Source organism: Pseudohaemophilus parahaemolyticus (assembly GCF_938021905.1).
GTDB classification, from domain to species: Bacteria; Pseudomonadota; Gammaproteobacteria; order Enterobacterales; family Pasteurellaceae; genus Haemophilus_A; species Haemophilus_A parahaemolyticus_B.
Map to the genome: position 1 here is coordinate 45,071 of NZ_CALIFA010000049.1, position 15,566 is coordinate 60,636.

Consider the following 15,566-nt stretch of genomic DNA (forward strand, 5'->3'; position numbering starts at 1 on the left):
ATTGCAACTGTTGCGATAACAAATACCTTATATACCGAATGAACAAACCTCTTCACTTAACCCGTCGTCAGCTTCTACAACGCACAGGCTTAGCTTCTGCAATGGTTGCTCTGCCCATGCCCGTGTGGGCAAGCTCGCAACCTGCATTGAAAATTCCACCGCTTGTTGATGTCGGTCGCGGTCGCCCTATTCGTCTTGATCTCCGACCTGCTCAAATACAATTTAATACGGGGAAGTTGGTTGATGTGTGGGGCGTAAATGGGCAATATCTCGCCCCAACCGTTCGTGTGCGATCGCAAGATTTTGTGAAACTCACTTACTTAAACAACCTCCCGCAAGCAATTTCAATGAATATTCAAGGCTTGCTTACCCCCAGCGAGATGCTCGGTTCTTCACATCGTAAGCTTGAGCCCAAAGCCAGTTGGTCGCCAATTGTGAGCGTAAACCAACCCGCTTGCACTTGCTGGTATCATGCCGACACGCTATTAAACTCGGCTTTCCAAGTCTATCGAGGCTTAGCGGGTCTGTGGATTATTGAAGATGCTGAAAGCAAAGAGACCAATCTACCGAATCAATATGGCGTAAACGATATTCCACTAATTTTGCAAGACCAGCAAATCAACAAAGAGGGCAAGCAGGTCATTGACCCGAACCAACCGCAATTTTTTGGCTCACGCCTGTTTGTGAATGGGCAAGAGTCGCCTTATTTGAAAGTACAAGCGGGCTGGATTCGCTTACGAATTGTCAATGCCTCGCTCTCTCGCATATATGAGTTACGTTTAGACAACGGGCAACCACTGCAATTGATTGCTACTGGGTTAGGGATGTTTGAAAAGCCGATTGCCCAGCCGATGGTAATGCTCGCCCCAAGCGAACGAGTGGAAGTGTTAGTCAAAGTGGAAGAAGATACACCTGTCTCGCTGATTACAGGCGAGCCACGTAGCTTGTTGGATAAGGCAAAATTGCTGTTTAGCGATGACAATGAGTTGACAGACAATGTTATCTTAACCTTGCAACCACAAGGCTTAGCCGCAGTGTTTACGCAAATGCCAGAAACCGTGCCGTTTAAGTTGGAAGATTTCCAGATGAACATTGTCAATGAGCGAAAATTTAACCTTCGCCCGCTGGATTATCTGATTAACCAACAACGTTTCGACCCAAAACGAATTGATTTTAGCGTGAAAAAAGGGAGCGTAGAGCGTTGGTATCTCACCAGTAACAGCAATATTGGTTTTACGCTGCAGGGGGCAAAATTTGTGATTGAAACCCGCAACCGCCAACGTTTACAGAACAAATACTTAGCGTGGAAAGACACCGTTTGGCTACCTAAAGATCAGGAAGTAACTTTGTTAGTGAAATTTGAACACGAAGCAAACAATGAGCTGCCATTTGCCTTCGGCGTGTCTGATTTAATGTTGCGGGATCGCGGTGCAATGGGGCAATTTACGGTTGAAACATAAAATACAAGCGGTCGGATCTGTATGAAAATCTGCAAAAAATTGCGGAAAAATAACCGCTTTTTAGCACAATTTGCTGTCTATCAGGTAAAATAAGCCGATTTTTTAGGTATTATTTCGTAGGGATAACCTCTGCCCCACATAATGATTCTTCATTAAGTGGGGATAAACCTCTACATCGAATACCACGTTTTTAAAATGTCCGACACATAAACAAATAGGATAACGTATGGAATATTTAGATTTTGAACTACCGATTGCCGAACTTGAGGCGAAAATTGAGTCGCTAAAGGCAGTGGCAGAGCAAGACAACAAAATCAATCTTGATGATGAAATCAAACGTTTAGAGAAAAAAGCACAAGAGCTTACCAAAAAAACCTTTGCGAATTTAGATGCGTGGCAGACTTCTAAAATGGCTCGGCATCCAAATCGCCCTTATACCTTAGATTATATTGAGCATATTTTCACCGAATTTGATGAACTTGCAGGCGATCGTGCCTTTGCAGATGATAAAGCAATTGTTGGTGGGATTGCACGTTTGGATGGTCGTCCTGTGATGGTTATCGGTCATCAAAAAGGCAGAAGCACAAAAGAAAAAGTGATGCGTAACTTCGGGATGCCAGCCCCAGAAGGCTACCGCAAAGCATTACGTTTAATGGAAATGGCAGAGCGTTTTAACTTGCCAATCATTACTTTTATCGACACCCCTGGAGCATACCCAGGTATCGGTGCGGAAGAGCGTGGCCAGGCAGAGGCGATTGCCCGCAACTTGCGTGAAATGTCGCAGCTTAAAGTACCTGTGATTTGTACTGTTATCGGTGAAGGTGGTTCAGGTGGTGCATTAGCCATTGGCGTGGGCGATAAAGTAAATATGTTGCAATATTCTACTTACTCAGTTATTTCACCAGAGGGTTGTGCTTCAATTCTTTGGAAAAGTGCCGAAAAAGCCTCAACCGCTGCGGAAGTAATGGGCTTAACCGCACAACGTTTAAAAGAGTTGAAACTGATCGATGAAATCGTAACAGAACCCCTCGGTGGTGCTCATCGTGATTACGCAGAAATGGCAGAAAACCTCAAACAACGCATTCTAACCGATTTACACGAATTGGATAATCTGGATAAAGAAGCATTATTACATCGTCGTTATCAACGTTTGATGAGCCACGGTTATTGCTAATATTGAATTAACAAAGATAAGCGGTAAGCTTTCGAAAGAATCTTACCGCTTTTTCATATTTAAAAACGAGAACATCTATATCCATTTTGTATTCATAGATATGAAAAAGCCCGCATTACTGCGGGCTTCTCGTTATTCTAAGAAACTAACAAATTACATTGTTACTTCTTTTGAACCTTGTACTTGAACTTCAACACGACGATCTGGTGCTAAGCAAGCGATTAATGCTTTACGACCTTTAACTGCATCACAAGTGTTGCCAGTTACTGGGTTAGCTGAACCGTAACCTACTGCAGTTACATTCGCTGCATTTTGACCTTTAGAAACTAAGTAGTTTGCTACTGTTTCTGCACGACGTTGTGAAAGTTTTAAGTTAGCTGCTTGTTTACCAATACGGTCCGCGTGGCCGTTTACTTGGATTGCTGGGTTAGCTAAACCTAAAGCGTTGATTTCGTTGTTAGCTGCATCTAAAGCTTGTGCTGCTTCTGGTTTTAAGTTTGCTTTACCGAATGCGAATAAAACATCAGAGCTGAATGAGAAGTTTTTAGATACTACTTCTGGAGCAGCTGGAGCAACTGGTGTCGCACCTTGACCGAAACGGTAGCTTAAACCTGCAGATACTGAGTGTAAATCTGGGCTATATTGAGTATTTTGCCACGCTTTATTAGTTGTTTTAGAGATAGCTTTATCTAAGTTACCTACTTTATTCACGTATTGGTATTCGATACGTGCTGCTAATTCTGGAAGAATTGCGTACTCAACACCCGCACCTAAAGTTAAAGATGGTTTTAAGTTGTGAGCTTTAACACGTGAATCATGTTGTACGTTTTGTTGTACATAGTAGTCGTTACGGATTAATGCAACACCTACTTTACCGTAAACGTCTAAGTTAGGTAATACTTCGTAGCTTGGTTTTAAGCTTAAGTGAGCACCGTGTGCTGCATGTTTTGCAGCACGTTTCTCTTGGTTGTTGTCACCAGCGAATGTTGTATTACCACGTGCACGACCAAAATAATCGTAACCTAATTCAGCTGCTAAACCAAAGTTATCTTGGTTTAAGATTTGGTAACCACCAAATACACCATAAGTTACAGTGTTTTTGTTGATACCGTAACCGCTAGCATTGCCGTGTGCAAATTTAGCATTTGGTTGGTTTGATTCGAATTGTGTGAAACCATCACGGAAGTTTGCCCAACCAGCTTTAGCACCTGCATAGAAAGTGTTAGCTTGTGGAGCTGCTGTTGCTGCTGCTGATGCAGCTAATACTGCTAATGCAACTAATGATTTTTTCATTTTATGACCCTCTATAATTTGTCATTCCATGTAATAAAATTTTCCAACATAATAAACATGTTGAATCTTAACCACGCCTTTCATCTTCTTTTGATAGAAAGACTAAAGAAGTGAAATGCCGAATATTTTTACTTTATAACATAAAGAAAAATAGCCTTCACTCATTCTTGTCCTTGAGAAGATGGGCAAGAATAGGCGATATTATCTTAATAAGTTCAATCAAAATCAATAATTTTCTGTATAAATAGCGTACAAAATCACCTTGATTGATTACTTAGCAATCAATTTGAAGTATATCTCACCAATCTTTTTTCTAATGAAAGCAGATTAAAAAGGTAAAAATACTTTCTATTTGCTTAGGTTTACTAAGACAATTACATTGAAAGCGTGATAAAAATAGGGTTGAATTTATACAATTTCAATACATTAGGTGAATGATTTTTGTATTATTTGTTGGATAAACTGGAAATTCCCTTTGAAATTGAAACTATTTATATACAAAAACACTTCACTTTTATAAAAATATCTCAATTTTCATTCCCCCCATTTCTTGCTAATATGCAAACGATTTCATTTTTATAAAAGGAACGACCGATGATTCCTAGACTTGCAAACATTCCAGACCAAAATCCTTTAGTTCAACAATATCTCAATGAGCTGACTGAACAACATTTTTCAGGCGATATTGCCTCAAACTATGCCGACCGCCTTTCAATGGCAACCGATAACAGCGTATATCAACGCATGCCACAAGCGGTACTTTTTCCGAAATCGGTTACCGATGTGGTGATTCTGACCAAAGTCGCCCAAAAAGAAGCCTATCAAAGCCTCACATTCACACCCCGCGGCGGTGGCACAGGCACAAATGGGCAGTCGCTCAATAACAACATTATTGTCGATCTCTCCCGTCATATGACCCAAATTTTAGAGCTGAATGTAAAAGAACGCTGGGTTCGTGTGCAAGCAGGCGTAGTCAAAGATCAGCTTAATCAATTCCTCAAACCGCACGGTTTATTTTTCTCGCCCGAACTTTCTACCAGTAACCGAGCTACGCTAGGCGGGATGATCAACACCGATGCATCAGGGCAAGGTTCGTTGCAATATGGCAAAACGTCCGACCATATTCTGGCAATCAAATCGGTGTTAGTAAATGGCGAAATTCTCGAAACGCAAGCGGTTAAAACAGCTAATTTTTCTGCAAACCTTGAGCAACTGCCACTTTCTAGTTTAGGCAAAAAATTACACAACGAAGTCTTTGAACGCTGCCACACGCTTCGCCCGACTGTGCTCAAAGAGTTGCCACAATTGAACCGTTTTATTACGGGCTACGACTTAAAAAATGTCTTTAATAATGATTTAAGCGAATTCAATTTGACCCGTATTCTCACAGGCTCAGAAGGCTCGCTTGCCTTTATTTGTGAAGCGAAACTTAATCTTCTTCCGATTCCGAAATATCGTACACTGATTAACATCAAATACAACTCGTTCGATGCCGCACTCCGCTCTGCCCCAATGATGTTAAAAGCCAAAGCCTTATCGGTCGAAACGGTCGATTCCAAAGTGCTGAACTTAGCAAAACAAGACATCATCTGGCACTCGGTGTCGGATTTAATCACCGAAGAACCAAACAACCCAATTTTGGGCATTAACATCGTTGAGTATGCCTCAAGCGATCTCGAACAAATTGAAACGCAAGTGCAAGCCTTGTGTGTCAGCCTTGATGAAAAAATCGCACAAGGTGCAAGCGGTCTAATTGGCTACCAAATTTGCAAAGAGTTAGACGGCATCGAAAAAATCTACGCAATGCGGAAAAAAGCCGTTGGCTTGCTTGGCAATGCAAAAGGCTGGGCAAAACCGATTCCCTTTGTGGAAGATACCGCCGTGCCGCCTGAAAATCTTGCCGATTACATTACCGAATTTCGTGCGTTGCTCGACAGCCACAACCTTGCCTACGGTATGTTCGGACACGTGGACGCAGGCGTGTTGCACGTTCGCCCTGCTTTAGATTTGTGCGATTTAGAACAGGTCAAAACCTTCAAAGCCATTTCCGACCAAGTGGTGGAACTCACTTACAAATACGGTGGCTTAATTTGGGGCGAACATGGCAAAGGGATGCGTTCTTACTATGGCGAACGCTTTTTTGGCGAAACGCTGTGGAAAGAACTTCGCCACATCAAGCAGCTGTTCGATCCACAAAATCGTCTGAACCCTGGCAAAATCTGCACACCATTAGGTTCTGACACAGAGCTCTACAAAATCGACGAAGCAATGCGAGCCGATTTCGATCGTCGTATCCCAATTGCAGTGCGTCAGGAATTCAAAGGGGCGATGAATTGTAACGGCAACGGCTTATGCTTTAATTTTGACGTGCACAGCACGATGTGCCCGTCGATGAAAATTTCAGGCAATCGCCTCTATTCACCAAAAGGGCGAGCAACGCTCATCCGCGAATGGTTGCGACTGCTTGCCGACCAACAAGTCAATCCTGATGACTTGATTTTCGAAAAACGCTCAAAAGCAGTGAAATTAACCGATTTTGTCGCGAAAGTGCGCCATTCATTCAAGAAAACGCAGGAATATGATTTCTCACACGAAGTGAAAGCCGCGATGGATACTTGCCTTGCTTGTAAAGCCTGTGCCAGCCAATGTCCAATTAAAATTGATGTGCCGACTTTCCGCTCACAATTTAATGAGCTTTACCACCAACGCTACCTTCGCCCTGCAAAAGATTACGTGGTGTCAAACTTGGAGTTTATCGCCCCTTTAATGGCAAAAGCCCCGAAATTTTTTAATTTCTTCAGCACCAGCCATTTGGCAGAAATCGTCGCCAATAAAACAATTGGAATGACCTATTTGCCTACCCTTTCTGCCCCGAATTTGCAAAAGCAGTTGGTAGAAATTGGCTATCAAGGCGAAACGCTTGAAAGTCTTGAAGCCCAACAGGCAGGCGGTCAATTTTCCGCAGAAAATTGCCAAACTATACTCGTAGTGCAAGATCCATTTACCACCTTCTACGATGCAAAAGTGGTGGCAGATTTTGTTGCTTTTATTCAAAAACTCGGCTTCAAACCCGTGGTGTTGCCATATAAACCAACGGGCAAGGCACAACACATCAAAGGCTTTTTAAGCAAGTTCGCCAAAACTGCCAAAAATCAAGCGGATTTCTTAAACCGCATCGCCAAACTCGACTTACCAATGGTGGCAATTGACCCAGCCTTGACCTTGCTTTACCGCGATGAATACCGCGATATTTTGAAAGCGGAACGTGGCGATTTCAAAGTGCTACTCGCCCACGAATGGTTGATTGAACAAATCAAAGCAGGCGTATTAGACAATTGCAAAAAAGCAAAAGAAACCGACCGTTTGCCGTGGCATTTATTCGCCCACTGCACCGAAACCACCGAACTTCCCACCTCAAGCAACGAGTGGCAACAGATCTTCGCCCATTTTGGCGAAACGTTGGTAAGCGAGAAAGTTGGCTGCTGCGGAATGGCAGGCACATTCGGGCACGAAACCGCCCACGTGGAGATGTCAAAAGCGATTTACCAACAATCTTGGCAACAAAAACTGAAAAACGCACCGCTTGAACGATGCTTAGCGACAGGCTACTCTTGCCGTTCGCAAGTGAAACGAATGGAGCATCAACAGATTAAGCATCCAATACAAGCTCTATTATCTATTATCTAATCGTAGGGTGTGTGAACACAGTTCACGCACGCTTTGTTTTGCTGGCATGGATTTTTCAAATCCATACACCCTACTTTTCAATAAACTCCGAGGAACTCATGACCACCATCTGGAAACAAACCGCCACCCCTGAACAATTAAATCAACTCTGCCAAGGTAATGCTGTTGGACATTTAGGCATTCAATTCACCCAAATTGGCGAGGATTGGTTAGAAGCGGAACTCACCGTGAACGAAAAAACGATGCAACCATTCGGCGTATTACACGGCGGCATTTCTGCTACGCTTGCCGAAACGGTAGCAAATGCAGGCTCATTATTGGTGTGTGAGCCACATCAGATCGCTGTTGGAATGGAATTGAACATCAGCCACTTAAAATCGGTTAAAGCAGGTAAAAAAGCGATTGCCCGAGCTTATCCACTCAAATTAGGGCGTGAAGTGCACGTGTGGAATATTGAAACTAAAGATGAAGAAGGAAATCTGTGTGCGGTGGCACGCTTGTCTACTAAAGTTTTAGATAAGCCAGCAGCATAAAATCCAAGAAAAGCAGTAAAAGTGAGTTGGATCTACCCGCAACCTATTATAAAATGGTCTTCTTTTATCCATTCACTTTCATTAAACAAGAGAAATTCCCTATGAATTCAAATCGTAGTTTACTGGTGATGGGATTGTTATTAGTGTCTTTCCTATTGTTTACGCAATGGCAACAAGATTTCAACCCTGAAATTCAAGCACAAAAACAAGCTCAGATCCAAGCTCAACAACAATCTCACGATGTACCTGCATCAAGCACTTCACAGCCCGCTGATGTGGCAAGCGTTAAAGGTAAAACCATCACGGTTGAAAGCGATGTATTACGCTTAACCATTGATACGCTTGGCGGTGATGTGGTGGACTCTGATTTGCTTAAACACAATGCAGAACTTCACTCAAATACACCTTTTGAATTATTACAAGATAACGCTAACCGCGTTTATGTTGCTCAAAGTGGCTTAGTGGGTAAAAACGGAATCGATACGGTTTCTGGTCGTCCACAATACCAAACAACCGCGGAAAGCTTCAAATTAGCGGATGGTCAAGATGCGGTAAGCGTGCCTTTAACTTTTGAAAAAGATGGCGTGCTTTACACCAAAACTTTCACGCTTAAACGCGGTAGTTACAATGTTGATGTGAATTTCAACATTAAAAACAGCACAGCAGAAGCCATTGAAGTACAACCTTACGGTCAGTTAAAACACACCATCGTGGAAAACTCTGGCAACTTAACGATGCCAACTTACACGGGCGGTGCATACTCTTCTTCAGAGACCAACTATAAAAAATATAGCTTCCAAGATATGGAAAAAGCGGGTTTATCTGTTGAAACCAACACAGGTTGGATTGCAGTATTGCAACACTATTTCGTGTCTGCGTGGATTCCTGCTCAAGACCAAGCGATGACCTTATTCACTCGCGTATCTGATGACAAACGTTTTGCTACTATCGGCTATCGTGGAGCAGTAACAGCCGTTGCTCCGAATACAGAAGCAAACATCAACACTCATTTATGGACGGGTCCAAAAGATCAAAAAGAGATGGCTGAAACCGCAAACCACTTAGACTTAACCGCAGATTACGGCTGGGCGTGGTTCATTGCGAAGCCATTATTCTGGTTATTAACCACTATCCAAAAAGCGGTGTCTAACTGGGGTATTGCGATTATCTTAGTAACCATCGTGGTGAAATCAATTCTTTACCCATTAACCAAAGCACAATACACCTCAATGGCAAAAATGCGTATGTTACAGCCGAAAATCCAAGAGATGCGTGAGCGTTTCGGGGATGATCGCCAACGTATGAGCCAAGAGATGATGAAGCTCTACAAAGAAGAGAAAGTAAACCCAATGGGCGGTTGCTTACCGATCTTAATTCAGATGCCAATTTTCATTGCGTTATATTGGACATTTATGGAAGCAGTGGAATTACGCCACGCACCATTCTTTGGCTGGATTCAAGACTTATCAGCACAAGATCCATACTACATTTTCCCAATTTTAATGGGGGCTTCAATGTTCTTGTTGCAAAAAATGTCACCAACACCAGTGGCAGACCCAATGCAACAAAAAGTGATGACCTTTATGCCAGTGATCTTCACAGTATTCTTCCTGTTCTTCCCAGCAGGTTTAGTACTTTACTGGCTAACCTCGAACTGTATTACCCTGTTCCAACAATGGTGGATTTATCGCCAATTGGAGAAAAAAGGGTTACATTCACGTAAGAAAAAATAATTGATAAAAAGCACGCACAAGCGTGCTTTTTTATTGTGAGGGAAATGCTGATATAATCAGGCATCTGCAATGTAATACCTCTCTTGCCCCTTGTGGTAGAGAGGTAAATTATTAGAATATCATTCTTCTACGACTAAGCGGTCAAATTCGCAAAACCTTTTACCAAATCGACCGCTTTCAACCAAAGGAACAACAATGAAAGAAACAATTGTCGCCCAAGCCACCCCAATTGGTCGCGGGGGCGTGGGCATTTTACGCATCTCTGGGCCTCTTGCAAGCACCGTTGCTCAAGAAGTGCTTGGCAAAGAACTCAAACCTCGCCTAGCAAATTACTTGCCATTCAAGGATAGCGATGGCACGGTATTAGACCAAGGCATCGCCCTCTTCTTCAAAGCCCCAAACTCCTTCACGGGCGAAGACGTGCTTGAACTGCAAGGGCACGGCGGTCAAGTCATTTTAGATATTCTGCTCAAACGCATTTTAGAAACCAAAGGCGTACGCATTGCCCGTGCGGGCGAATTCTCTGAGCAAGCATTTTTAAACGACAAACTCGACCTTGCTCAAGCTGAAGCGATTGCCGATCTCATTGATGCCACGAGTGAACAAGCTGCTCGCTCGGCATTGAAATCACTACAAGGCGAATTTTCAACTAAAATCAACCGCTTAGTGGATAGCGTAATTTACCTCCGCACCTACGTGGAAGCAGCAATCGACTTCCCTGATGAAGAAATCGACTTCCTTGCAGACGGCAAAATTGAAGGGCATTTGAACGACATCATTTCACAGCTCCGCCAAGTTCGCCAAGAAGCAAAACAAGGAGCGATTTTACGAGAGGGGATGAAAGTGGTCATTGCAGGTCGCCCAAATGCGGGGAAATCTAGCTTGCTCAATGCCTTAGCAGGACGCGAAGCCGCTATCGTGACCAACATTGCAGGCACAACCCGTGATGTGTTGCGTGAGCATATCCACATCGACGGTATGCCTCTGCACATCATTGATACCGCGGGCTTACGTGATGCCAGTGATGAAGTGGAACGCATCGGAATTCAACGTGCGTGGAACGAAATTGAGCAAGCCGATCACGTCTTATTGATGATCGATAGCACTGAGCAAAAAGCAGACGATTTCAAAACCGAATGGGCGGATTTCTTAGCAAAATTACCGCAAAATATGCCGATTACCGTCATTCGTAATAAGGTCGATTTATCAGGCGAAACAGAGGGCTTGGAAGAAAAACATGAAGAAAAAGATGGCTTTACGCTGATTCGCCTATCTGCTCAAACGAAAGTAGGCGTAGATTTATTACGAGATCATCTGAAAAAATCAATGGGCTACCAAAGCACGACCGAAGGTGGTTTCCTTGCCCGCCGCCGTCACTTGCAAGCACTTGAGTCTGCCGCAGAGCATCTGGAAATGGGACACGTGCAACTCACCCAATTCCATGCAGGCGAATTGCTTGCAGAAGAGTTACGTATGGTGCAAAACGCGTTAAGCGAAATCACAGGACAATTTACCTCAGATGATTTGCTTGGAAATATTTTTAGCTCGTTTTGTATCGGAAAGTAATTCAATTGTAGGGGCAAATTACATTTGCCCCAAATTGTTGGTATATTAGGGCAAATATAATTTGCTCCTACATTTTCATATGCTTTCTTATTTACGAACCCAACTCACCCACCACTTCCCCACTCAACAAAACTTCCTCATCGCCCTCAGCGGTGGGGTGGATTCTGTGGTTTTGCTACATCTTTTTTCCACACTGAACTTAAACCTTCGAGCGGTTCACATTCATCACGGCTTAAGTCCCAATGCCGATCAATGGGCAACTTTCTGCGAACAGCTTTGCAAGCGGTGGAATATTCCCTTTATTTTGCAAAAAGTAATGGTAAGCGGGAAAAAAGGCATTGAGGCTTCTGCACGTGAAGCTCGCTATCAAGCCATTCGAGAAGTGTTGCAACCAAATGAAGTGGTCGTTACCGCACATCATTTGGACGATCAAGCCGAAACCTTTTTCCTTGCACTCAAGCGCGGTGCAGGTTTGAAAGGACTCTCCGCAATGCATGCGGTCAGTTTTTCGCAAAACTTTGCGATTTTCCGACCGCTATTAAACATCAGCAAAGCAGAGATTTTGGCGTATGCCAAGGCACATCAATTGGCTTGGGTAGAAGATGAGAGCAATCAATCGAATACCTATGACCGCAATTTCCTGCGAAATGCATTATTGCCTCAAATGGAAAAGCAATGGGCGGGATTTTCTCGCAATGTGGCGAGAGCTTGCTTGCATTTAGCCAACGAGCAAAGTTTGCTGAATGAATTATTAGCCGAGAGTTTAGCGTGCTATATCGATACTGAAGCGAAAACGCTCGCCATTCACGACTTTCTCCAATTTTCACACGAAAAACAAGCCGCTCTTCTTCGCCTTTGGTTAGAAAAATCAGGCTTGTTAATGCCAACATCAGCCCAATTACAGCAGCTCATGGAGCGTGTAGTTTTGGCACAAGAAGATAAAAATCCGCAATTAAAATTAGGAAAATGGATTATTCGTCGTTATCAACAAAAGCTTTTTATTACTGAAGAATTGAGCGAGATCACTCCCTTTTTACAACAAATCAAACAAAATGCATGCATTACACTGCCTTATCAATTAGGCGAAATTCAACATCTTGGTCATGAACTGATTTACCAAAAAACAGGAAAAATTGACCGCTTGCCGATTCCATTCGATCACCAAAATTCACCTCTAACCATTCAAATAGGATTTTCAGGCAAAGTGCGGGAATATGGCAAAAACCATCACGAAGAGATAAAAAAAATCTGGCAAAAGCACCAGATTCCTGTGTGGTTGAGAGATAGGGTGCCTCTTGTATTTAACAAAAATATTCTATTAGGCTTACTCTATCCCCGCGGATGATATTTTTCGTGCAATGATTTCAAACGAGCTTTTGCCACGTGGGTATAAATTTGGGTAGTGGATAAATCACTGTGTCCAAGTAACATCTGCACCACACGAAGATCGGCACCGTGATTAACCAGATGGGTGGCAAATGCGTGGCGAAGCACGTGCGGGGAAAGTTTTTCGCTTTCAATGCCTGCCAATTGAGCGTAATACTTAATGCGATGCCAGAAAGTTTGGCGTGTCATTTGTGTTCCACGTTTACTTGGAAACACCACATTTGATTGCTGCTGATTCAATAAAATCGGGCGAGCTTGTTGGAAATACTCTTGAATCCAATAAATGGCTTCTTCTCCCATCGGCACTAATCGCTCTTTATCGCCTTTACCGATAATCCGTACCACGCCTTGTCGTAAGCTCATATTTTCCGTAGTCAGTGAAACCAATTCTGTAACGCGAAGCCCCGTTGCGTAAAGCAGCTCCAACATCGCCTTGTCTCGCAGTTCAATCGGGTCAAGTGTATTCGGCACATTGAGCAAATCCATTACTTGTTCTTCATTTAATGATTTTGGCAGCCGAGTTGGCTTACGAAATGATTCTAATGTCGCTGTTGGATCATCCTTGCGGTAATTCTCAAGATATAAAAAGCGGAAAAATTTACGCAAGCAACTCAGCATTCGCAGAGAACTGCTCGCTTTATAACCTTGGTCAATACGAAAACCGAGGAAATCTTGGAGTTTACTATGATCTACCGTTAAAAATTCGCGAGGCGAATCAAGCCAATCGGTAAATTGAGCAAGATCCAAGCGGTAAGATTCTATTGTATTTTGCGATAACCCGTATTCTTGCCAGAGTTGATCGAGGAATTGTTCAATAATGCTGTCGAGGGGTTTCATAGGATCATTTTGTCAATATAACAAAAAGGCGTACCTTTCGATACGCCTTTTCGTGTGAAGCTTTGACTAAACCATCAATTATTTGATAATTTTAGCAACAACGCCCGCACCTACTGTACGACCACCTTCACGAATCGCGAAACGTAAACCTTCGTCCATCGCAATTGGGTGGATTAATGATACTGTCATTTTGATATTATCGCCTGGCATTACCATTTCTACGCCTTCTGGTAATTCAATAGTACCAGTTACGTCAGTTGTACGGAAGTAGAATTGTGGACGGTAACCTTTGAAGAATGGAGTGTGACGACCACCTTCTTCTTTTGATAATACGTACACTTCTGATTCGAAGTCTGTGTGTGGTGTAATTGTACCTGGTTTCGCTAATACTTGACCACGTTCGATTTCTTCACGTTTTGTACCACGTAATAATGCACCAACGTTTTCACCCGCACGACCTTCGTCTAATAATTTACGGAACATTTCCACGCCAGTTACTGTTGTTTTCGTAGTGTCTTTGATACCTACGATTTCAACTTCTTCACCCGCTTTGATGATACCACGCTCAACACGACCTGTTACTACTGTACCACGACCTGAGATTGAGAATACGTCTTCGATTGGTAATAAGAATGGTTTATCAATCGCACGCTCTGGCTCTGGGATGTATGTATCTAAGTGGTTTGCTAATTCAAGAATTTTTTCTTCCCACTCTGCTACGCCGTTTAACGCTTGTAACGCTGAACCACGTACTACTGGCGTGTCATCACCTGGGAAGTCATATTGTGAAAGAAGTTCACGTACTTCCATTTCAACTAATTCTAATAATTCTTCATCGTCAACCATATCGCATTTGTTTAAGAATACGATGATGTATGGAACACCTACTTGGCGACCTAATAAGATGTGCTCACGAGTTTGTGGCATAGGGCCATCTGTTGCTGCTACTACTAAGATAGCACCGTCCATTTGTGCCGCACCAGTGATCATGTTTTTAACGTAGTCCGCGTGTCCTGGACAGTCAACGTGTGCGTAGTGACGAGTTGCTGTATCGTACTCAACGTGTGAAGTGTTGATAGTGATACCACGTGCTTTTTCTTCTGGCGCGTTATCGATTTGGTCGAATGCACGAGCTGCACCACCGAAGTGTTTCGCTAATACAGTTGTGATTGCAGCTGTTAAAGTTGTTTTACCATGGTCAACGTGGCCGATTGTACCCACGTTAACGTGCGGTTTTGTACGTTCAAATTTTTCTTTAGACACGATTAAGTTTCCTCAATATATAAGCCCACAAACCAAGATGGCTTGTGGCCTTAGTTAAACAAAATTATTTTTTACGAGCTTCAATAACTGCTTCAGCTACATTTTTCGGTGCTTCAGCATATTTTAATGGTTCCATTGAGTAAGAAGCACGACCTTGAGTTTGGGAACGTAAGTCAGTTGCATAACCAAACATTTCAGAAAGCGGCACTTCAGCGTCGATTTTAACAACGAATTCGTTTGCTTCTTGACCGTTCACCATCGCGCGACGACGGCTCAAGTCACCGATTACGTCACCCACATACTCAGGTGGGGTTTCTACTTCAACTTTCATGATTGGCTCAAGTAAAACTGGGTTTGCTTTTGCGAATGCTGCTTTAAATGCTAAAGATGCTGCAAGTTTAAACGCCAATTCAGAGGAGTCCACATCATGGTATGAACCGAAATGTAAACGAACACCGATATCAACTACTGGATAACCTGCTAATGGACCAGATTTAAGTTGCTCTTGAATACCTTTGTCAACTGCTGGGATGTATTCACCAGGGATTACACCACCTTTGATTTCGTTAACAAATTCATAGCCTGGACCTTCCGGCTCTAATGGGTACAAGTCGATAACAACATGACCATATTG

At 43.0% G+C, this 15,566-nt stretch carries 10 protein-coding genes and 1 pseudogene; 7 read left to right on the forward strand and 4 right to left on the reverse strand.

The annotated features are described in order from the left end of the window. Window positions 1-38 precede the first annotated feature (38 nt). Together QMF79_RS04730 and accA are read left to right on the forward strand one after the other, a co-directional pair. Window positions 39-1,460: a multicopper oxidase domain-containing protein gene (locus QMF79_RS04730; protein WP_281772953.1), complete on the forward strand. Its 1,422-nt coding sequence runs from the start codon at window positions 39-41 to the stop codon at window positions 1,458-1,460. A gap of 226 nt (window positions 1,461-1,686) precedes the next feature. Further along, window positions 1,687-2,634, forward strand: coding sequence for an acetyl-CoA carboxylase carboxyl transferase subunit alpha (gene accA / locus QMF79_RS04735; RefSeq protein WP_040218885.1), 948 nt, complete (start codon window positions 1,687-1,689; stop codon window positions 2,632-2,634). Between the two features lie 153 nt (window positions 2,635-2,787). Here the strand turns inward: accA and ompA are convergent, their stop codons facing one another. Further along, window positions 2,788-3,927, reverse strand: coding sequence for a porin OmpA (gene ompA / locus QMF79_RS04740; RefSeq protein ID WP_281772954.1), 1,140 nt, complete (start codon window positions 3,925-3,927; stop codon window positions 2,788-2,790). Between the two features lie 594 nt (window positions 3,928-4,521). Here ompA and ydiJ point away from each other — a divergent pair. The 5 genes from ydiJ (at window position 4,522) to tilS (ending at window position 12,791) form a co-directional block, all read left to right on the forward strand. Then, entirely contained in the window at window positions 4,522-7,614 is a 3,093-nt protein-coding gene (gene ydiJ / locus QMF79_RS04745; RefSeq protein WP_281772955.1) for a D-2-hydroxyglutarate dehydrogenase YdiJ, read from the forward strand. Window positions 7,615-7,712: 98 nt separating this feature from the next. Next, window positions 7,713-8,147, forward strand: coding sequence for a PaaI family thioesterase (locus QMF79_RS04750; protein WP_005709395.1), 435 nt, complete (start codon window positions 7,713-7,715; stop codon window positions 8,145-8,147). Window positions 8,148-8,248: 101 nt separating this feature from the next. Beyond that, complete coding sequence (yidC, locus tag QMF79_RS04755; protein WP_111313273.1) at window positions 8,249-9,880, forward strand: membrane protein insertase YidC; 1,632 nt, start codon at window positions 8,249-8,251, stop codon at window positions 9,878-9,880. 195 nt (window positions 9,881-10,075) lie between these two features. Beyond that, complete coding sequence (gene mnmE / locus QMF79_RS04760) at window positions 10,076-11,446, forward strand: tRNA uridine-5-carboxymethylaminomethyl(34) synthesis GTPase MnmE (RefSeq protein ID WP_281772956.1); 1,371 nt, start codon at window positions 10,076-10,078, stop codon at window positions 11,444-11,446. Window positions 11,447-11,525: 79 nt separating this feature from the next. After that, entirely contained in the window at window positions 11,526-12,791 is a 1,266-nt protein-coding gene (gene tilS, locus QMF79_RS04765; RefSeq protein ID WP_281772957.1) for a tRNA lysidine(34) synthetase TilS, read from the forward strand. On the opposite strand, the gene xerD is transcribed toward tilS, so the two are convergent. From xerD to fusA, 3 genes and pseudogenes are all read right to left on the reverse strand, one after another. Beyond that, the gene (gene xerD, locus QMF79_RS04770) at window positions 12,776-13,669 is read right to left on the reverse strand and encodes a site-specific tyrosine recombinase XerD (protein ID WP_281772958.1); all 894 of its coding nucleotides are present in this window, start codon (window positions 13,667-13,669) and stop codon (window positions 12,776-12,778) included. The genes tilS and xerD overlap by 16 nt on opposite strands. A 78-nt stretch (window positions 13,670-13,747) precedes the next feature. Further along, window positions 13,748-14,932, reverse strand: coding sequence for an elongation factor Tu (gene tuf, locus QMF79_RS04775; protein WP_078177606.1), 1,185 nt, complete (start codon window positions 14,930-14,932; stop codon window positions 13,748-13,750). 64 nt (window positions 14,933-14,996) lie between these two features. After that, window positions 14,997-15,566, reverse strand: a pseudogene (fusA, locus tag QMF79_RS04780) (elongation factor G); the annotation flags it as partial.